The following is a 19,142-nucleotide window of genomic DNA, read 5'->3' as shown; positions in this document are numbered from 1 at the left end:
TGCGGGATTGAAGTCGGGTTTCCTGTTCGCTCTGGCTCTGGGCACCGTTGGTGGCGCACTCTTTACCTGGATCGGAATGCCGCTGTCATGGATGTTGGGGGCAATGACAGCGACTGCATTTGCCTCCATCCTGAATATGCCCGTGAAAGGATCGAGACTCGCTCGCCCGCCCATGTCGGCAGTGATCGGCACGATGCTTGGCTCGCAATTCGGCCCCCACACACTGGATGGCGTGGTGATGTGGTGGCCTGCGATCGTTGCGTTGGCCTGCTATCTGCTGGTGGCGGCGATATTATGCAATATTTACTTGCGCCGGACGATCCATCTCGACCCGCCCACAGCCTTTTTCTCGGCGATGCCTGGCGGTCTGATAGATATGGTGCTGCTCGGGGTCGAGAAAGGAGGCGACGAGCGCACGATTGCGTTGATGCATTCGTCACGCATATTCCTTGTCGTGCTTAGCCTGCCGCCGCTGATGACATTCATAACCGGTGCCGAGCCCGGCGCACGTGTTACCGAATGGCGCCCGCTGTCTGACATGGCGCTAATGGATGTGGTCTGGTTTCTGGTAGTTTTGGGCGCGGGAATCGGACTGGGTCGGCTGCTACGGCTGCCCGCACCCTATCTGATCGGACCGATGCTGGTGAGTGGTGTTCTGCACTGGAGCGGCATCTCGGGCTTCTTGGTTCCGAGTACCGTGATCGCCGTGGCGCAGGTCGTGTTGGGCACGACTGTGGGGTGCCGCTTTGCCGGTACATCCAGTCGGCGCATTCTGCGTATCCTTTTAACGTCTGCCGGATCCACGGCGATCATGCTGTCGGTTGCGGTCGTTTTCGCAATTGCGCTTCAATTCATTGTGGATATTCCGGTAGAGGGTATCCTGTTGGCATTCGCGCCCGGCGGTCTGGCCGAGATGAGTCTGGTAGCCCTGTCACTGAACGTCGAGGTCGCCTTCGTTGTCGTCAGCCATATCAGCAGGATCGGAATGGTGATCCTTGCCGCCGGACTGGTCTCACGCAAAGGCTTTCGGTAAAATGGCGTCTATGCGTGAGCAGGATTCATAAATCCGCTGGTCTCTATGTGTCACGCTGCTCAGGCAATGAGAGCGCCATGAGCGATTATTGGCTAGTTGACCACGGTGCAGATGGAGCACCAGGAATGGATGAAACCGGGTCGACGGAACGCAGAGATCAGGCAACCAAAATTTGGGCTGTTCATTCCGATCATCGTAACAGCGATCAATCAAGACCGTGATCGCCTGGGGATCTTGCGGGCTCCCGAAATGTTCCCACCAACCGCCAGGGGTATAACTCAGCAATTCCCCAAACATAATCGAACACACGAGACACCCGCGCAGAACCTATCAGATTCATTCAGACGCCTGCCTGGCGGAAAGGCGAGCCAGATGCGCCTCCCAGACAGCGGGGTTCACAAGAGATGCGGGCCGCTCGCCTTGCAGGATGCGCAGCATGGCCTCGGCAGATTGCATGCTCATCCGCAAAGCGCTTTCATCGGTGCCGCCCGCGATATGCGGTGTCAGGAACAGATTCCGGGTCTCGAAAAACACGTGATCGCGGGTGAGCGGTTCCGGCTCGAACACGTCGATCGCCGCTGCCGCAGGCCGCCCCTGCGCCAGACCATCCCGCAAGGCGGTTTCGTCGATCAGATCGCCGCGTGCTGCGTTAATCAGAATGGCCCGCTCTCGCATCGTGGCCAGCAGTTCCTTGCCAATCATCCCCCGCGTTTCGGGTGTCGATGGCAAATGAAGCGTGATCACATCGGCCCGGGCGAACAAATCTGTCAGCGAAACCGATGTAAATCCCTCCTGATTCTGTGGCGAAGTCACGTCGTAGCCCAGAACATTCATTCCGAAAGCCGCCCGCATCGCCTGTGCCACGCCGCGTCCGATACGCCCGCATCCCACGACGCCCAGTGTCTTTCCCGCAAGTTCGAAACCGCTATAGCCCGCGCGTGATGACCAGCCGTCACGGCGGAAGCGCTGTTCAAGCCCGGACAGGTCCCGGGCAAGCAGCAATGCCGTGCCGACGACATATTCGACCACAGCCTGCTTGTTGGCCTCTAGCAGGTTGGCGACGGGAATATTCCTTTCCGTCGCCGCCTCTACCGGAACGAAATCCAGCCCGACGCCGTGACGCACGCAGGACAGAAGCCGGGGTGCCGCGGCAAAGATATCATCCGGCAGCTTGGTTCGGACGATGATGCCGTCAGCCTCGGCGATCCAGCGTTTCAGCGTATCGGGGTCGCCGTCAGGAACCGGGTCATAATCATGCGACTGGCGCAGCAATGCCTCGGCGTCGGGATGCAGCGGGTTCGTGGCGATGATGCGAAAACGGCTCATGCTATTTCTCCTGCCGCGCAACGCTGAGGCGGGTTATCAGGCTGGAGGTGTCCCAGCCACCGCCGCCCGCCGCGTCGACATCGCCATAGAACTGATCCACCAATGCGGTGACCGGCAATTTCGCTCCGTTTCTTCTGGCTTCGGCCAGGCATATGCCCAGATCCTTGCGCATCAGCCGGACGGCAAAGCCGAAATCGAACTCGCCCCGGTTCATGGTGGCGCCCCGGTTGTTCATCTGCCAGGAACCTGCGGCACCTTGCGACACGACATCCAGCATCGCCTCGACATCGAGACCGGCGGACTGGCTGAAATGGATGCCTTCCGAAAGGGCCTGAACCAGTCCTGCAATGCAGATCTGGTTCGCCATCTTGGTCAGTTGCCCGGCACCCGATGGCCCCATCAGGCGGCAAGCGCGGGCGAAGGCTGCAATGGCGCCTTCGACACGGGCATAATCCTTGGCATCGCCGCCGCACATGACGGTCAGCGTGCCGTCGCGCGCGCCGGCCTCGCCGCCGGAAACCGGCGCATCGACAAAGCCGATATTCCGGGCGCGCGCATCTGCATGCAGGCGGCGTGCCACATCGGCAGAAGCTGTCGTGTGATCCACAAACAACGCGCCCGGGGCCATTGCCTGAAATGCCCCCTCACTGCCTGTTGTGACTCCCAGAAGGTCGGCATCATTGCCCACACAGGCCATCACGATATCCTGCCCTTTCGCCAGATCACGGGGCGTCGCGGCCAGTTTGCCGCCATTCGCTTTCGTCCACGCCTCTGCCTTGGCGATGGTGCGGTTGTAGACGGTCACCTCATGCCCGGCGGTCGCCAGATGCCGCGCCATATGGCCTCCCATGACGCCCAGACCAATGAAACCGATTTTCATCATCATATTCCTTTCCGTGAGAACGTTGTTGGTGATCTCAGCGCCCGGCACGACGGGTGGGATCAAGGCGCGCGCGCAAGGATTCCCCCAATCCGTTATAGGCCAGCGCTGTCAGAAGGATCGCGATTCCGGGCACATACATCTGCTCGGGCGCGATCTCCATATAGGTGTAGCCGCGTGCAAGCATCTGTCCCCAGCTTGGCCATGGCGGCTGCACGCCAAGACCCAGAAAGGACAGGCTCGCTTCTGCCAGCAGGGCACCGGCCAGCATGACCGTGACCTGCACGATGACCGGCTGAATTGCATTCGGCACGACATGGCGCAGAATAATGCGATGCACTGGCATGCCAAAGCTGCGCGCGGCATCGACGTAAAGCTGGTTTTTGACCACGATGGTCTGGATACGGATCAACCGGGCGATATTCGGCGCAAAGACGATCCCCACGGCGATCATTGCGTTGGTCAGCCCGATCCCCAGAGCACCGGTCACCGCGACGGCCAGAACGATGCCGGGAAAGGAAAGCAGGGTATCGATGACGCGACTGATGACGATATCGACCCAGCCGCCCATATAGCCTGCCATCATTCCGAAAGGCAGACCTATGGCAAGACCAACGCCCACGGCAGTAAAGCTGGCGATCAGACTCATCGGGGTGCCGTAGATGACGCGCGAAAAGACGTCGCGCCCCAGATCATCGGTGCCAAGCAAATATGTGGCGTCGGCTGGCGCAAGATAGTCCGGCGTCTGGGCGATGGGCGAATGCGTCGCGATCAACGGTGCCGCAACCGATACGATAACAAGCAGCAGCAGATAGCCCAGCGACAAGGCTGCGCGCAAATCGCTGCGCAGCCAGTTCAGAAACGAGATGAACCGGCCAGGCGTGGCGATAGCCTTGGTTGTGGTGTCCATGATGTCAGCCCTTCTTTACGCGCGGATCAAGCAGGCTGTAGAACAGATCGATGATCAGGTTCATGACAATCACGATCAGAACCAGAACAAAGACAGCGCCCTGAACCACGGGAAAATCCTTGTTGATGGCCGCATTCACGATCATCGAACCGGTGCCAGAAATGGCAAAAACTGCCTCGGTCGCGACGGTCGCCCCAAGCATGTGATTGAACACGAGACCTATCACGGTAAGCAGGGTCAGTGCGGCATTGCGCAGTCCGTGCTTCCACAGGATCAGATAATTCGGCAAGCCCTTGGCGCGAAGCGTACGCACATATTGCGATTGCAGGACCTCGATCAGTGACGATCTCAGTTGTCGCGCAATCTCGGCAATGCCTCCGGTCGCAAGCGTGGCGGCGGGAAGCGCGGCATGATGCAGCGCGCCCCAGAAATCCTCGGAGATCGGGCGCGCGCCCGTTGTGGGAAACCAGCCGAAACCAAGCGCGAATATGCTGACAAGGATCATGCCAAGCCAGAAATTCGGCACGGCAACCCCAAGCGAGGCAATGCCGGTCACCAGACGGTCCAGCATCGTATCGGCACGGGTCGCGGCCAGCACGCCCAGCGGCACACCCACGATCACGGCAATACAAAGGGCCAGAACGGCAATTGTCAGCGTAGAGGGCAGACGCCGCAATACCTCATCCATCACCGGCAATCCCGACAAAAGCGAATTCGACAGATCGCCCTGAGCGGCATTCCACAACCAGATCCCATATTGCTCCCACAGGGGGCGGTCCAGACCCAGGGAATGGCGAATGGCTTCGATATTCTCGGCCGTGGCGTATTCTCCGGCGATGGTTGCGGCAGGATCCCCGGGAACAAGCTGGATCAGGCTGAAGATGGTCAGTGTCGCCATCGCGACGACAGGCAGAAACTGAACCATTCGCCACAGCAGAAAGCGAAGAAACTGGTTTTGCATCACGAAACGCCCTCATACGCGGCTGTTTTTTCTCGGAATGTTTCGGCGTGGTGGCATGCGGTCAGGTGGCCCGGCGCGAGTTCACGCAAACCGGGTGCCTGCGCGGCGCAAAGTTCGGTTGCATGGCGACAGCGGGTCCGGAAGCGGCAGCCCGAGGGGGGATCCATCGGGCTGGGCAATTCCCCCTTCAGAAGAATGCGGCGATCCGGGCGCATGGCTGTGGGCAAGGCCACCGGTTCGGCCGACAACAGTGCCTCGGTATAGGGATGCAGATAATGTTCGGCCAACCGGTCCGCCGGGGCGATCTCGATGATCTGACCCAGATACATGACGGCAACCGTGTCGCTGATATGCTCGACCACCCCGATATTATGGGTGATGAACAGATAGGTCAGTCCGAATTCCTGTTGCAAATCTGCCAGAAGATTCAGGATTTCCGCCTGTATCGATACATCCAGCGCCGCCACCGCCTCGTCACAGACGATCAGCGATGGTTGCAGCGTTAGCACTCTGGCGATGCAGGCGCGTTGTTTCTGCCCGCCGGAAAGCTGATGAGGATAAAGCCCGGCAAAGGCGGGGCCGAGTCCGACCTTGCCCATCATCTCCAATGCGCGCGCATTTCGCTCGGCAAGGCTTGACTTGCCTTCCACATCGAGCGGTTCACGCACCGACCGAAGAATGGTCATGCGGGGATCAAGCGCCGCCGCCGGATCCTGAAAGATGATCTGATATTGCTGCCGATGCCGTCGCATCGCCGCCCGAGGCAGGGTATGGAGATCCTGCCCGGAATGCAGCACCGTCCCTTTGGTCGGACGTTCAAGGCAGACGATCGCGCGTCCCAGCGTGGATTTCCCCGACCCCGATTCTCCGATGAGTCCAAAGGTTTCCCCGCGGCGCACCGAGATCGAGACATTGTCGACCGCTGTCAGCGTCTTGCGCCGTCCGACGGGAAAACGAACCGTGACATTTTCAGCCTGGATGATCGGATGTTCCTGCTTGTTCATGACAGCACTCCCGGCAATGACAACTCCTCGCTTCGCCAGCACCGCGCAAAGCCGCCATCGCGCAGGGGCTGCAACTGTTGTCTGGCCGAGCACTGTTGCTGCGCATGCGGACAGCGTCCCTCGAACCGGCAGCCATTCGGAAATTCCGCGGGGCGCGGCACCCTGCCCGGTATCGAGGGCAGCCGGCCCTTTCGCGGTGTGAAAGACGGAAGCGACCGTAACAGCCCGGACGTATAGGGATGGCGCGGGCGGCACAGGACGTCATCCGCAGCCCTGCTTTCGACGACCTCTCCGGCATACATCGTCACGATACGGCTGCAAGTTTGCGAGACGAGGCCAAGGTCGTGGCTGATAAACAGCATCGCCATGCCGGATCGCGCCGATAATTCGCCCAGAACATCCATGATCTGCGCCTGAACCGTCACATCCAGCGCGGTTGTCGGCTCGTCGGCGATCAGCAGGGCGGGTTCGCAACTGATTGTCATCGCGATCATGGCGCGTTGCCGCATTCCGCCCGAAAGTTCGTGCGGATAGGCATCGTGCCGCGTGGCCGGATCGGGAATGCCCACCTGCGCCAGCGCTTCTATGGCCCGCTCGCGCGCTTCGCTGCGCCCGATGCGGAAATGGGTTCGCAAGGTCTCGCCGATCTGCGCGCCGATGGTGAAAACCGGATCCAGCGCGGTCATCGGCTCCTGAAAGATCATGCCGATCCGGCGTCCTCGCCGTTTGCGCCATTGTCGTTCCGACAGTTCCAGCAGATTTTCTCCATCCAGCAGGATTTGCCCGTCGAACCGGCTGGTGCGGAAGGGAAGCAGGCCCATCAAGGCCAATCCTGTCACCGTCTTGCCGCAGCCACTTTCACCCACCAGCCCGACGGACTCGCCGGCAGCCACTGTCAGCGAGACATCCCGCACCACGGGAACCAAGCTGCCGGGGCCGGAAAATGTTATTCCCAATCCGCGCACATCAAGAAGTGGCTGGGGCGGTTTCGCCATCGGGTCGGAGGTTCTTGTCGTCATGGTCTCACCGGTCCACGGGATGCCGCGCCACGGCTTTTTCATCGACATCCGTTCCCCAGCCCGGGCGTGACGGCACCAGCAGATGTCCGTCCTCGATAACCGGCTGATGGGTCACGAATTCGCCCTTCCAGGGCACGTCATCGATATCCATTTCCATGATGCGGAAATTTGGAATCATCGCGGCGAAATGGGCGCTGATATGATCCGCCAGATGGCCGTAGAAATTATGCGGGGCCACGCTGACGTCATGCGCATCCGCCAGAGAGGCGATCTTCAGTCCTTCCAGAACGCCGTTCCACAGCACATCGACAATGGCGACATCCATTGCATAATTTTCAAGGAACGGCCGGAAGCTGCGGCGCCCGTAAAGAGATTCTCCCGTCGCGATGGGGAAACCGGCCTCGCGGCGCATCAGGGCGACCGCTGCCGGATCATAGCAATCCAGTTCCAGCCAGGCCAATCCATGCGTTCTTACCGCCCGGATCAGTTGCAGGTAACCTTCGGAGCGGAAATTGAAATTGGCGTCCAGCATGATCTGGACCTCGGGGCCGGCACCTTCGCGCAGCGCGGTCAGTTGCCGGTCAAGATTCAGCAGGATTTCAGGCTGGGGGTTCAGTTCGGGATATCCCGGGGTAGAGCCGAAGCCCGCCCGATAATTCGCCAATGTCCCGTTATCCATCATCATCACATTGGTCTTCAATGCGCGAAACCCGTGACGCACAACCTCTGCCCCGGCCTCCTGCAACTGGTCGATCGTCGTGATGGCCGGAATGCCAAGGCTGTCGGCGTAGCGCACCCGATAAGTTGCGCAATGCGACCAGTAGACGGGCAGCCGATCCCGCAAGGCGCCACCGAACAAGGCATGAACAGGTACGCCAAGATCCTTGCCCTTGATGTCCAGCAGGGCGTTCACGATAGCCGCCACCGCATGCTGGTTCATGCCGCTCCAGGCGGGAATGACCGAGGTATTCAGGACTGCCGTAACCCACTCGATCCGGCGCGGATCCAGCCCGGTCACCAGTTCACCAAGACGCAAGATGGTGGCAGACAGGCCGCGCGTGCCGACATCTTCACTGAACTCGGACCAGCCCACGATCCCACAGGCGGTTTCGACTTTCAGAAAGGACGTCACCCGCCATCCGGACGCGGCGTGCAGGACCTCAAGGCGGGCAATCTTCATGGATCAATTCTCTGAAAAAAGGGAAAGGGATGCCTCCCGGTCCGGAAGTCCCGGACCGGAATGAGCAGAAGGGCCCTGAGGCCAAGGTTTCGGCGGAGGGTGCTACCCTTCCTGCGGTCTGAGGAAAAGCCGGTTGAATTTCGGCTTCCCGAGAAGATTCGGCTCATACCCCCCGACATTCGCGCGGTGAACTTCGATACCGGGCACGAATGCCACTTCGCAGGACAGCGCATGTTCAAGCGCGGCGCGTTCTGCGCGAGCGAAGGCGGGTTGACGTTCTTCCTGAGTGACACCTTCCTGCGCGGCGGCAATCGCTTCTGCCAAATCCTGCGGAGGTGGTACTTTGCCGGGATTATTCGCGCCTTGCTCGCCATAGACAAACAGGAAACCCTGAGCGGGATCCGGTCTGCCTGTCCAGTTCACCATGATGGCGTCACCTTCGCCCCGGACCATGAAGCGCTGGAACATGTCGGCATTCGACCCGGTTGTCAGCACGCATCGGATACCGACCTGCCGCAACTGTTCCATGATTATTTCGGCACGTTGCTGCGATGATTGGTCGGCATTGCTGTAATATTGCAGCTCCAACCCATCGGAATAACCCGCCTCTGCCAGAAGCGCGCGCGCCTTATCCTGATCGAATGGGTAAAACTCATTCAGGGACTCGTCATGCGCCCAATAATCCGGGGGCAACAGGGTTTGCGCAGGGGTGCCAAGGCCCAGCATCGCAGCCTGATTGAAGGCCTTGCGATCGACGGCATAATTGATGGCCTGACGCACCCGGACATCGTTCAGGGGCGCTTTTCCGTAATTGAAAACGATATGGTAATTCGCGACCGTGGGCGAACTGCGCACCACGACCTCTTCGCCCGCGCGATCGGCCACCAGCTTTTGCTGCGGGTTCAGACGATAGACGAAATCGGCTTCGCCCGCGATCACCGAGCGGAGGCCGGTATTCAGATCGGTGATGACGCGGAAGATGATACCGTCCAGATGAGGGATCTCCTCGTCCCAATAGTCGTCATAGCGCGCCAGTTCGATCCGGTCACCATCGTTCCATTGTGTGAAACTGAACGGTCCCGTGCCAACCGGGGTGCGGTCGAAATTGCGATCCGGCTCATCAAAAGCAGTGGGAGAAGCCATCATGCCCGACCGGTCAGCCAGGATCAGCGGCAGCGCCGTATCGGGGTGTTTCGTGTTGATCGCCACCTGATAAGGTCCGACGACATCGACCGAATCCACGGATGCCAGATCGCCCTTGGCGGTCGAGCGCGGGTGAGTCAGTGCGCGATCCAGATTGGCCTTTACCGCGTCGGCATTGAACTCGGTTCCATCATGGAACGTGACGCCTTCGCGAAGTGTCATCACCAGCCGGGTCGGGGTTTCGAACTCCCATGCGGTCGACAGGCCGGGAACGGGCTGAAGTGTCGCCGGTTCGAAATCGACCAAAGTATCATAGATGGAGTAGAGGATCATGTGATCCGATCCAGCGCCACTTGTTATCGGGTCGAGACTGGACGGGTTGAAGGGTGCGGAGACACGCAGGATCCCACCCTTGACGGCGGCTTCACCGGCAGATGCCCGCCGCGCGAACATGCCGGGGAGCAGTGATAATGTCGTGCCGGCTGCTATCAATTGCAGCAACTGCCTGCGGCGAATTCCCAAGGTGTCAGAAATCGCGGCCGCGTCGTCGTCGATAGGTACCATTGTTATTCCTCCACTTGCTCTTCCGATGACGCCACATTCGCCGCCCACGATGCACTGAACGTCATGATTCAATATTATATATAATATCAAATACTATGCAAGCCCCTTCCCCAAGATGCGTTATGCATTGTATCTTAGGGCATATTTCTTTTTCATGGGGACAGCATTGGTCACAGTTAATCCTATCTCTGAAACGATTTCCGAACGGCTTATCCATGCTATCCGGCGTGATATCGTAAACGGCAAGCTGGCTCCCGGGTCGCGGTTGCGTGTGGATGATCTCAGTAAACGCTATGGCACCAGCCACATCCCCGTGCGTGAGGCGCTGTTGCAACTTGCGGGAGAGAGGTTGGTGATTCTGGAGCCGCATAAGGGCGCAATACTGCGAACCGTTACCCCCAAATTCGTGGCAGATATCCATGATGCCCGCGCCGCTATCGAGGGGCTGCTTGTTCGCCGCGCCACCGAAAGGATCACGGCGCAGCAGTCTGACGTACTGGAAGATCTTTGCGCCCGGTATGAAGCTGCCGCGGCAACCGGTGTGGATGACCGGATGTCGGCGGCAAACAAGGCGTTCCACAGCTTTATCGCCGAAGTGGCAGATAACCCCGAAGCTTCATACATCCTTGATCAGGGATGGGATTTGGTGATCAGCCTGCGCTACCGCTTTGGCTTGAGTGAGGATCGTATCGCAGAGATTATCTGCCAGCATCGAGCCATCGTCGAAGCTATCCGGTCACGCGATCCTGACCGGGCGATAAAAGCAGTACAGCTGCATTGTGATTCTGCCCGAGACGATCTTTTGTCTCGCATGCAACTGCATGATTGAGCGGTTGTTTCTATATACGTCTTATGTGCCGTGATCGGGCTATAGCGCGACAGTTCACCTGAGAACGCCGCGACAGCTAAGATGAGAATTGCGAGACGCCCAGCAACGTCGTCCGCCTTCGCGGTTCAAATGATGGTAGGCGGCCGTTTGCTGCGACGAATTTCGATGAAGATGTTGTCGAAGGATCGGCCCTTTCCATCCGCCGCGATGCGCCAGGCAAGAACCTTCCGGGTGTGCCAGTCCATGATGGCGACCAGATAGAGGAACCCGCGCGGCATTGGCAAATAAGTGATGTCGGCGCACCAGACCTGATTGGGCCGCTCCACGCGCAGCGCAGAGCATTACATCGCGATCACGGGTACCTCGTCGCGCACCATCACAACGCGGGACCTGCAGGACCTCGTGGAAATGGGTCCACTGATCAGGACCGGGACGGGACGACAGACTCGCTATTCTTTGCGGTTCTAATCAGGATTGAAAGTTCGTTCCCAAAGCGTTTGAGGGACGAAAATGCAGCGGCTGTTGCAGAGGCCGGACTGAGTTTTAACTAAAGCCGAGGGTAAAGCCGCAAACCATTGCGCAACTCGCCTTTAAATTCCAGCCTGCCCTGCAGCCAATTACAAGGCATGAATGAGAAGGAGGAAGATCGTCTTGCAGATCCCAATGATATGCTATTCGGCGGCGTTCTGAATCGGTGCGAGGAATGCACCTGCCCTAGTCGCCCCCTTAACGAGAAGCGGAACCGCGCCGTACTGTATAATTGGTGGAGCCAAGGGGAGTCGAACCCCTGACCTCTTGAATGCCATTCAAGCGCTCTACCAACTGAGCTATGGCCCCACCGGAGGTCTCGCAAAGAGTTTTCCACGCTTTGCGTGGGGGGTCGTATAGGGTCCAGGACGGAGGGGTGCAAGCGGAAAATTCATGAAACCGGTGTAATTCCGAACCTTCGGATATACTGGTGATCCAAAGCTTCGATCACAAGGATTTCGTCTGGCAAATCAGCCGCGATGCCGGTTTGCCAATAGGCCGGACCGAACATTCTTGCCAGTTATCACCATGACACCCCGCCCCACCATACGGCAGGGCGGGCTGTTCAAATCGGGAATCGTCCTGTTGACGATCAGCCGGCTTTCATATCCGGGGCGGGCACGGTTACCGATTCCCGGCGGGTACGGAGTTCTTCGGCCACAAGGAAGGCAAGCTCAAGCGACTGGCTGGCATTCAGGCGCGGATCGCAAGCGGTGTGATAGCGGCTGGACAGATCCTCATCCGTGACCGCGCGCACGCCACCGGTGCATTCCGTCACGTCGCTGCCGGTCATCTCGAAATGGACGCCGCCGGGAACCGTGCCTTCGGCACCATGCACCTCGAAGAACTCGCGCACCTCGCGCAGCACCGAATCGAAGGGCCGGGTCTTGAAGCCCGAGGCCGACTTGATCGTGTTGCCATGCATCGGATCACAGTGCCAAACGACTTTGGCGCCCTCTTGCTGCACTGTCCGGATCAGGCGTGGCAGATTGTCTCCCACATTGCCCGCGCCAAACCGCGCGATCAGCGTCAGCCTGCCCGCCTCGTTCTCCGGGTTCAGCGCCGCCAGCAGCCGCTTGAGATCATCCTCGGTGATGGACGGACCGCATTTCAGGCCGATCGGGTTATCCACGCCGCGGCAGAATTCGACATGCGCGCCGTCGGGCTGCCGGGTGCGGTCACCGATCCAGATCATATGCCCCGATCCGGCAACCGTCAGCCCGGTCGTCGAATCGACCCGCGTCAAAGCCTCTTCATATTCCAGAAGCAGGGCTTCGTGGCTGGTGTAGAAATCTACCTTGCTCAACTGATGCGCGGTCTCCGAATTTACGCCCGCTGCCTGCATGAAAGCCATGGCGTCACGAATCCGGTCGGCGATATCCCTGTATTTCGCAGCTTCCGGCCCACCGACGAAATCGGCGATCCATGACTGGACGCGGTGCATATCCGCGTAACCGCCGGTCGAATAAGCCCGAAGCAGGTTCAGCGACGAAGCCGCCTGAGTATAGGCCGACAGCATCCGCTGCGGATCGGGACTGCGCGCTTCAGGGGTGAAATCGAAGCCGTTGATGATATCGCCGCGATAGCTGGGCAGTTCCACGCCTTCCAGGGTTTCCGTGGGCGCGCTGCGCGGCTTGGCGAATTGCCCGGCCATGCGGCCGACCTTGACCACGGGGAACTGCGCGCCCCAGGTCAGGACAACCGCCATCTGCAGCATCACCTTCAAGGTGTCGCGGATATTGTCGGCACTGAATTCGGCAAAGCTTTCGGCACAATCGCCACCTTGCAACAGGAAGGCTCGGCCCTCGGCCACTTCGGCAAGCTCGGCCCGCAAGCGCTGAGCCTCGCCCGCGAAAACCAGCGGCGGATAACGGCGCAATTGCGTCTCTACCGCGCCAAGTGCCCCGGCATCGGTATATTCCGGCATCTGCACGCGCGGATAGGCGCGCCAGCCGGCCTTGTCCCAATTCCGGGCGGCGGCGGGTTTGCGGTTCTCCTGCGTCATGGCAAATGCTCCTTATGCGATATCTGGCCGATATAATCCGTTACTCCCGCGGGTGAAAGAGCGCATTGCAGCGCAAATTTGATCGAACCGGACGGAAATGGTCATTTCGGATCTTGCGTAAGTTTGAATTCCCTGTTGTGACTTGGCGGCTACATCTGCGCAGAGACAGCTCATGCCATCCGAAAAACCGCGCCGTTTCTCTTTTCTGCTTCTTGATCGTTTCACGATGCTGCCCTTTGCGGCCGCGATAGAACCGCTGCGGCTTGCCAACCGTTCCTCGGGAAAGGAACTGTATCGCTGGAGGCTGGTCGGCCCGGCAGGGGATTGGGCGAGTTGCTCCAATAGCGCACAGGTCAGACTGGACGAAGGGCTGGACCACGATCCGCCCACCGACCGCGACGAGGTCGTGATCGTCTGCGGCGGAACCGACATCTCGCGCGAGGCGACAAAGCCGGTGCTGAACTGGCTGCGCCGCAAGGCGCGCGGAGGCGCAACCGTTGGCGCGGTTTGCACCGGGGCGTGGGTCCTTGCGGAAGCAGGGCTGCTTGACGGACGAAAGGCCACGATTCACTGGGAGAACCATGATGGCTTCGTCGAAGCCTTCCCGGAGGTTCAACTGTTTCGGTCGGTTTTCGTGCAGGATGGCAACCGGCTGACCGCCGCAGGAGGCACTTCCTCGATCGATCTGATGCTACACCTGATTTCTGCGTCGCATGGCGACGAACTTGCGGCCGAGGTCGCCGATCAGATGCTGCATACCGGCATCCGCACGGATCAGGACCGGCAACGTCTTTCGATTCCGACCCGTATCGGGGTCCGCCACCCCAAGCTGGCGGCTGTGATCGCCCGGATGGAGGCCAATGTCGAAGACCCGATCAGCCCCGCCCGGCTCGCCGCCGATGCCGGCATGTCGACCCGGCAGCTTGAACGGCTGTTCCGCCGCTATCTGCATCGCAGTCCAAAGCGCTATTACATGGAAACCCGGCTTGCACGGGCGCGCAACCTGCTGATGCAGACAGAGATGTCGATCATCGAGATCGCCTTGGCGTCGGGATTTTCCAGCCCGTCGCATTTCTCGAAATGTTACCGGGCGCAATATGGCAGCACTCCCTATCGGGAACGTGGAACCGCTACGGCGAATCTGCGCGGCGCCTCGTCTTCGGTAATCGACCCGTCCTCGGCATTTGTCCCGCCTTCGGCGTTTGAAACATGAACCGGGGATCCCCATCTGTGGCAAGACGCAGTGCAGCCTTGCATCTGCGGCATGACCTGCGCCGTTGATCTGCCCACAATTTGCGATTAGTTAGAAGAAAATCCACCGAAAGGTCCAAGATGACCGAGATGACCCCTCCGCCGCGCCTGCGCCACCCGGAAAAAGCGCATCGTGCCGATCAGTCGCAACCCAGAAAACCCGATTGGATTCGGGTCAAGGCACCGACATCCGAGGGTTACAAGAAGACCCGCGACATCCTGCGCGAAAATCGCCTGTCAACGGTCTGCGAGGAAGCCGGCTGCCCGAATGTCGGCGAATGCTGGTCGCAGGGGCACGCGACCATGATGATCATGGGTGAGATCTGCACACGCGGCTGTTCTTTCTGCAATGTCATCACCGGCAAGCCCGATACGCTTGACGTGTTCGAACCGGGGCGGGTTGCCCATGCGGTTCAGAAGCTTGGCCTGAACCATGTCGTGATCACCAGCGTGGACCGCGACGATCTGGATGATGGCGGTGCCGAACATTTCGCACAGACGATCCGCGCCATCCGTCACCGCTCGCCCGGTTCAACGATCGAGGTGCTGACGCCGGATTTCCTGAAATCCAAACCCGGTGCGCTGGAAACCGTGGTCGAGGCGCGTCCGGATGTCTTCAACCACAATCTGGAAACCGTTCCCGGACTGTACCCGTCGGTCCGGCCGGGCGCGCGCTATTTCCATTCGCTGCGGCTGCTGCAACGGGTCAAAGAGCTTGATCCGACCATGTTCACCAAATCCGGGATCATGGTGGGGCTGGGCGAGGATCGTCAGGGCGTTCTTCAGGTCATGGACGACATGCGCGCTGCGGATGTCGATTTCATGACCATCGGGCAATATTTGCAGCCTACGCCCAAGCATCACCGGCTGGATCGCTTCGTCACGCCCGAAGAGTTCGCGGGCTACGAAAAATCAGCCTATGGCAAGGGTTTCCTCATGGTTTCGGCGACCCCGCTGACGCGCTCTTCCTACCATGCGGGCGATGATTTCGCGCGCCTGCAGGCCGCACGGCTGGCCAAACTGGGCCGCGCCTGAGCCGTCTGCCCCGGAAACCGGGATCCGGCCATTGACCGCCGCCATCGGGCCGGTTATCTAGCCCTCCGGCAGCCTGCCCAATGCGCATATAACAACATGCGCCACGGCCCGGCTTGTCAGGAGCAAGGCCCTGACCGGGGCGGATATCTCTGTGCGGGTGTGGCGAAATTGGTAGACGCACCAGATTTAGGTTCTGGCGCCGCAAGGCGTGGGGGTTCAAGTCCCTCCACCCGCACCATTCTGATTTAATTAATCCCTTCTCATCTTGGCACATCTTCCTTGCGCTGCCGGCAGAGGTTTCGCACATGGCGATGCCGGCATATCCTGGCCCGTTCCGCAATCTGCGACCTGCCAATCCCGCATATCATCCCCTCGCCTCAAAATGGCAGGGAAGAAGACATAAGGCTCGATATGCGTCCTGCAAAACTTGCCTCATGGACGCCTCCCTGCCATTCTGCGGCGATGAGATAACGGGAGGAAAGAAAATGCCGCAATCAGTGATGTTTATTGCAGCCTTGCTACCGGTGTTGACGGTGTTCGTGCTGCTGGTGGTGATGCGTAAATCCGCCAAGCTGGCAATGCTGACGGCTTTTGTGGTGACAGTGGTACTGGCGCTGGCGATCTGGGGGACACCTGTCGCACGGATCGCCGGAGCCAGCGTGAACGGGCTGGTGACAGCAATCACGCTGCTCTACATCGTCTTCGGAGCGATTCTGCTGCTCTATACGGTACAGGAATCGGGCGCAATCCGGACAATCCGGCGCGGCTTCACGGATATCTCTCCCGATCGCCGGATACAGGCCATCATCATCGCCTGGATGTTCGGCTCGATGATCGAAGGCGCGTCGGGTTTCGGCACGCCCGCGGCGGTGGCCGCGCCCCTGTTGCTGGCAATCGGCTTTCCTGCCATGGCGGCGGTGATGGTGTCGCTGATCATCCAGTCAACGCCTGTATCCTTTGGAGCGGTCGGGACACCGATGCTGGTTGGGGTAAATACCGGCCTGTCGAACAGCGAAGAGGTTGCCGCAGCCATCGCGCCGCAGACTCTGGATCAATATATTCCGGTCGTTGGCGCCAATGTTGCGATGGTTCACGCATTGATCGGCTTCCTGATTCCGCTGTTGATGGTGGGAATGCTGACGCGGTTTTTCGGCGCTGGCCGCAGCTTTGCCGAGGGTTTCCGGGCATGGAAATTCGCGCTGTTCGCAGGTGTCGCCTTCACCCTGCCCTACTGGTTGGTGGCAAGGTTCCTTGGGCCCGAATTCCCGTCTCTGGTGGGTGGTCTGATCGGCCTGATGATCGTCATTCCGGCAGCCCGGGCGGGGCTGTTCATGCCCTCTGACCATTTCGAATTTCCGCCCCGCGACAAATGGGGCAGCGACTGGCAGGGCAGCGTCGAGCCCGAGCAGATCGATCAAGAGATGGCCGCAGAGGGTGCGCCGCGCAAGGATATCTCGTTGATGACGGCCTGGATGCCCTATGTGATCGTGGTGCTTCTGCTGGTGCTGACCCGCACTGTCGTGCCACTGAAGGATTGGCTTACCGGTCCCTCTGCCACCGTCGCCTTCAACGATGTGTTCGGATCGGGCATCAATTCCTCTGCCCAGTTCCTTTATTCGCCGGGCACGATTCTGATCCTTGCGTCGCTGATCTCGGTTGCGCTGTTTCGCATGCGCGGCTCGGATTACACACGGGCCTGGGCGATTTCGGGCAGGACGATGATGTCGGCGGCACCGGCGCTGCTCCTGGCGGTGCCGATGGTGCAGGTTTTCATCAATTCGGGATCGGACGGGCTTGCATCGATGCCGATCACGCTTGCCGAAGGCATGGCGGCCGCCACGGGCAACGCATGGCCCATTTTCGCACCGCTGATCGGTGCGTTGGGAGCATTCATCGCCGGCTCGAACACGGTTTCGAACATGATGTTCTCGTTGTTCCAGTTCTCGACGGCACAGGGAATCGGTCTCGATCTTCTGGGCGTGACGGTGGTGGTCACATTGCAAGCAGTTGGCGGCGCGGCGGGTAACATGATCTGTGTGCATAATGTCGTCGCCGCCTCGGCCACGGTAGGGCTGACCGACCGCGAGGGCGACCTGATCCGCAAGACTCTGATCACCATGGTCTATTACGTCGTGCAGGCCGGTCTGATCGGCATGGGGCTGATCTATGGCGGATTATGGTGGGGCGCTGCGGTGGTATGGGCCGTGGTCGTGATTGCGGGCCTTGGCACCAACCGGGCCGCGCCCGGAACAGGTCAACCCTGAATCAAGCCGGTCGAGCCCAATTCATGCGGAGTCGAAAACACCGCCATGATTGGGCAATCAAAACACCCGGAGTCGTCATTGGTGGTTGTCCTGTGGCGACTCATTCGCGTAACGTATTGTTTATCATTGGGACCAAAAGGTGATGAAAATGGGTATCAGAACGTTTTTTGCGGCTTTGACGGTCGCCACGGCGGTTTGCGGCGGGGCTGTCGCACAGGACATGGCATTCTTCCGCATCGGTACCGGCGGCACGGCGGGCACCTATTACCCGATCGGTGGCTTGATCGCGAACGCGATTTCCAGCCCGCCCGGATCGCGCGCCTGTGACGATGGCGGCTCCTGCGGTGTGCCGGGTCTGGTGGCAACGGCGGTGGCCTCGAACGGATCGGTCGGCAATGTGAACGCCATCAATGGCGGTGCGATGGAGGCAGGGTTCAGCCAGTCCGACGTAGCCTATTGGGCGCAAACCGGCACCGGCCTGTGGGAAGACCAGCCCCCGGTCGAGAAACTGCGGCTGATCGCGAATCTCTATCCTGAAAGCATCCATCTGGTTGCCAGCGCCAATTCCGGGATCGAAACGGTCGCCGATCTGGCGGGCAAGCGGGTTTCGCTGGACGAGCCCGGCTCGGGCACGCTGGTGGATGCCAAGATCATCCTTGAAGCCTTTGGCCTTTCGGAAGATGACGTTTCGGCCGAATATCTCAAGCCCGATCAGGCAGCGGACCGGATGCGCGACGGCGCAATGGACGCCTTCTTCTTTGTCGGCGGCTATCCGGCAGGGGCCATCGCCGAACTGGCAAGTCAGCACGATGTCAAGCTGATCCCGATCACCGGCCCCGAGGTGGACAAACTTCTCGAGACCTATAATTTCTTCGGTACCGATAACTTCCCCGCCGGCACGTATGACGGGCAGGATGCCGATGTCGCAACGATCGCGGTTGGTGCGCAACTCGTCACCAGCGCGGATCAGCCTGAAGAGTTGATCTACGGTATCACTCAAGCGCTTTATAATGACAGCACGCAGGAGCTTTTCGCGGCCGGTCACGCCAAGGGCAAGGAAATCACGCTGGACAGCGCAACAATCGGTGCGGGTATTCCGTTTCATCCGGGGGCCGAGCGTTTCTATAAAGAAGCCGGCAAGCTTCAGTAACTATTATCCTAACCAGTTTCAGGGACGCAGGCTGCAATGGCTCGCGTCCCTTTCCATCTC

The 19,142-nt window shown here is 59.8% G+C and carries 15 protein-coding genes, 2 tRNA genes and 1 pseudogene; 7 read left to right on the top strand and 11 right to left on the bottom strand.

Annotated elements, in window-relative coordinates:
• Positions 1-7: 7 nt before the first annotated feature.
• Positions 8-1,033, top strand: coding sequence for an AbrB family transcriptional regulator (locus Q0601_RS04695; protein WP_305287650.1), 1,026 nt, complete (start codon positions 8-10; stop codon positions 1,031-1,033).
• A 336-nt stretch (positions 1,034-1,369) separates the two neighbouring features.
• Here the strand turns inward: Q0601_RS04695 and Q0601_RS04690 are convergent, their stop codons facing one another.
• The 8 genes from Q0601_RS04690 to Q0601_RS04655 form a co-directional block, all read right to left on the bottom strand.
• Positions 1,370-2,359 (bottom strand): hydroxyacid dehydrogenase, encoded by a 990-nt coding sequence (locus Q0601_RS04690; RefSeq protein ID WP_305287648.1) that lies wholly within the window; start codon positions 2,357-2,359, stop codon positions 1,370-1,372.
• Between the two features lies 1 nt (position 2,360).
• Positions 2,361-3,242 (bottom strand): NAD(P)-dependent oxidoreductase, encoded by an 882-nt coding sequence (locus Q0601_RS04685; RefSeq protein WP_305287888.1) that lies wholly within the window; start codon positions 3,240-3,242, stop codon positions 2,361-2,363.
• Between the two features lie 34 nt (positions 3,243-3,276).
• Positions 3,277-4,149, bottom strand: a complete 873-nt coding sequence (locus Q0601_RS04680) for an ABC transporter permease (protein ID WP_305287646.1) — start codon at positions 4,147-4,149, stop codon at positions 3,277-3,279.
• Positions 4,150-4,153: 4 nt separating this feature from the next.
• Positions 4,154-5,110 (bottom strand): ABC transporter permease, encoded by a 957-nt coding sequence (locus Q0601_RS04675; RefSeq protein ID WP_305287644.1) that lies wholly within the window; start codon positions 5,108-5,110, stop codon positions 4,154-4,156.
• A complete protein-coding gene (locus Q0601_RS04670) occupies positions 5,110-6,114 on the bottom strand; it encodes an ABC transporter ATP-binding protein (protein WP_305287642.1) in 1,005 nt (334 codons plus the stop codon). The genes Q0601_RS04675 and Q0601_RS04670 overlap by 1 nt, the downstream gene beginning before the upstream one ends.
• Positions 6,111-7,181 (bottom strand): ABC transporter ATP-binding protein, encoded by a 1,071-nt coding sequence (locus Q0601_RS04665; protein WP_305287640.1) that lies wholly within the window; start codon positions 7,179-7,181, stop codon positions 6,111-6,113. The genes Q0601_RS04670 and Q0601_RS04665 overlap by 4 nt, the downstream gene beginning before the upstream one ends.
• On the bottom strand, positions 7,138-8,313 hold the full coding sequence (locus Q0601_RS04660) for a mandelate racemase/muconate lactonizing enzyme family protein (RefSeq protein WP_305287638.1): 1,176 nt from the start codon (positions 8,311-8,313) through the stop codon (positions 7,138-7,140). Before Q0601_RS04660 ends, Q0601_RS04665 begins: the two co-directional genes overlap by 44 nt.
• Before the next feature lie 102 nt (positions 8,314-8,415).
• Positions 8,416-10,020: an ABC transporter substrate-binding protein gene (locus tag Q0601_RS04655; RefSeq protein ID WP_305287636.1), complete on the bottom strand. Its 1,605-nt coding sequence runs from the start codon at positions 10,018-10,020 to the stop codon at positions 8,416-8,418.
• Positions 10,021-10,135: 115 nt separating this feature from the next.
• Here Q0601_RS04655 and Q0601_RS04650 point away from each other — a divergent pair, with 115 nt between their 5' ends.
• A complete protein-coding gene (locus Q0601_RS04650; RefSeq protein WP_305287634.1) occupies positions 10,136-10,849 on the top strand; it encodes a GntR family transcriptional regulator in 714 nt (237 codons plus the stop codon).
• 203 nt (positions 10,850-11,052) lie between these two features.
• On the opposite strand, the pseudogene Q0601_RS04645 reads toward Q0601_RS04650, so the two are convergent.
• The 3 genes and pseudogenes from Q0601_RS04645 to Q0601_RS04635 all read right to left on the bottom strand — a co-directional run.
• Positions 11,053-11,181: pseudogene (locus Q0601_RS04645) on the bottom strand (DDE-type integrase/transposase/recombinase); the annotation flags it as partial.
• Positions 11,182-11,610: 429 nt separating this feature from the next.
• A tRNA-Ala gene (locus tag Q0601_RS04640) sits at positions 11,611-11,686 on the bottom strand.
• A gap of 283 nt (positions 11,687-11,969) precedes the next feature.
• The gene (locus Q0601_RS04635) at positions 11,970-13,382 is read right to left on the bottom strand and encodes a class II 3-deoxy-7-phosphoheptulonate synthase (RefSeq protein WP_305287632.1); all 1,413 of its coding nucleotides are present in this window, start codon (positions 13,380-13,382) and stop codon (positions 11,970-11,972) included.
• A gap of 172 nt (positions 13,383-13,554) precedes the next feature.
• On the opposite strand from Q0601_RS04635, the gene Q0601_RS04630 reads away from it, so the two are divergent.
• The 5 genes from Q0601_RS04630 to Q0601_RS04610 all read left to right on the top strand — a co-directional run bounded on the left by Q0601_RS04630 (position 13,555) and on the right by Q0601_RS04610 (position 19,082).
• On the top strand, positions 13,555-14,595 hold the full coding sequence (locus tag Q0601_RS04630) for a GlxA family transcriptional regulator (protein WP_305287630.1): 1,041 nt from the start codon (positions 13,555-13,557) through the stop codon (positions 14,593-14,595).
• 119 nt (positions 14,596-14,714) lie between these two features.
• A complete protein-coding gene (lipA, locus tag Q0601_RS04625; protein ID WP_305287628.1) occupies positions 14,715-15,668 on the top strand; it encodes a lipoyl synthase in 954 nt (317 codons plus the stop codon).
• A 153-nt stretch (positions 15,669-15,821) separates the two neighbouring features.
• A tRNA-Leu gene (locus Q0601_RS04620) sits at positions 15,822-15,906 on the top strand.
• Positions 15,907-16,153: 247 nt separating this feature from the next.
• On the top strand, positions 16,154-17,932 hold the full coding sequence (locus Q0601_RS04615; protein WP_305287626.1) for an L-lactate permease: 1,779 nt from the start codon (positions 16,154-16,156) through the stop codon (positions 17,930-17,932).
• Between the two features lie 148 nt (positions 17,933-18,080).
• Positions 18,081-19,082 (top strand): TAXI family TRAP transporter solute-binding subunit, encoded by a 1,002-nt coding sequence (locus Q0601_RS04610; protein ID WP_305287623.1) that lies wholly within the window; start codon positions 18,081-18,083, stop codon positions 19,080-19,082.
• Positions 19,083-19,142 lie beyond the last annotated feature (60 nt).

Origin of the sequence: Paracoccus wurundjeri (assembly GCF_030678915.1) — a bacterium.
GTDB classification, from domain to species: Bacteria; Pseudomonadota; Alphaproteobacteria; order Rhodobacterales; family Rhodobacteraceae; genus Paracoccus; species Paracoccus onubensis_A.
The sequence above is the reverse complement of the archived record's forward strand: the minus strand, read 5'-3'. Positions and strand labels throughout refer to the sequence as shown.

What these genes read in the sequence shown, in the direction of transcription:
- lipA (WP_305287628.1), top strand. Translation starts at nt 14,715, where the DNA reads ATGACCGAGATGACCCCTCCGCCGCGCCTGCGCCACCCGGAAAAAGCG.
- Q0601_RS04615 (WP_305287626.1), top strand. Translation starts at nt 16,154, where the DNA reads ATGCCGCAATCAGTGATGTTTATTGCAGCCTTGCTACCGGTGTTGACG.
- Q0601_RS04650 (WP_305287634.1), top strand. Translation starts at nt 10,136, where the DNA reads ATGCGTTATGCATTGTATCTTAGGGCATATTTCTTTTTCATGGGGACA.
- Q0601_RS04690 (WP_305287648.1), bottom strand. Translation starts at nt 2,359, where the DNA reads ATGAGCCGTTTTCGCATCATCGCCACGAACCCGCTGCATCCCGACGCC.
- Q0601_RS04670 (WP_305287642.1), bottom strand. Translation starts at nt 6,114, where the DNA reads ATGAACAAGCAGGAACATCCGATCATCCAGGCTGAAAATGTCACGGTT.
- Q0601_RS04660 (WP_305287638.1), bottom strand. Translation starts at nt 8,313, where the DNA reads ATGAAGATTGCCCGCCTTGAGGTCCTGCACGCCGCGTCCGGATGGCGG.
- Q0601_RS04655 (WP_305287636.1), bottom strand. Translation starts at nt 10,020, where the DNA reads ATGGTACCTATCGACGACGACGCGGCCGCGATTTCTGACACCTTGGGA.
- Q0601_RS04680 (WP_305287646.1), bottom strand. Translation starts at nt 4,149, where the DNA reads ATGGACACCACAACCAAGGCTATCGCCACGCCTGGCCGGTTCATCTCG.
- Q0601_RS04610 (WP_305287623.1), top strand. Translation starts at nt 18,081, where the DNA reads ATGGGTATCAGAACGTTTTTTGCGGCTTTGACGGTCGCCACGGCGGTT.
- Q0601_RS04685 (WP_305287888.1), bottom strand. Translation starts at nt 3,242, where the DNA reads ATGATGAAAATCGGTTTCATTGGTCTGGGCGTCATGGGAGGCCATATG.
- Q0601_RS04635 (WP_305287632.1), bottom strand. Translation starts at nt 13,382, where the DNA reads ATGACGCAGGAGAACCGCAAACCCGCCGCCGCCCGGAATTGGGACAAG.
- Q0601_RS04630 (WP_305287630.1), top strand. Translation starts at nt 13,555, where the DNA reads ATGCCATCCGAAAAACCGCGCCGTTTCTCTTTTCTGCTTCTTGATCGT.
- Q0601_RS04665 (WP_305287640.1), bottom strand. Translation starts at nt 7,181, where the DNA reads ATGTCGATGAAAAAGCCGTGGCGCGGCATCCCGTGGACCGGTGAGACC.
- Q0601_RS04675 (WP_305287644.1), bottom strand. Translation starts at nt 5,110, where the DNA reads ATGCAAAACCAGTTTCTTCGCTTTCTGCTGTGGCGAATGGTTCAGTTT.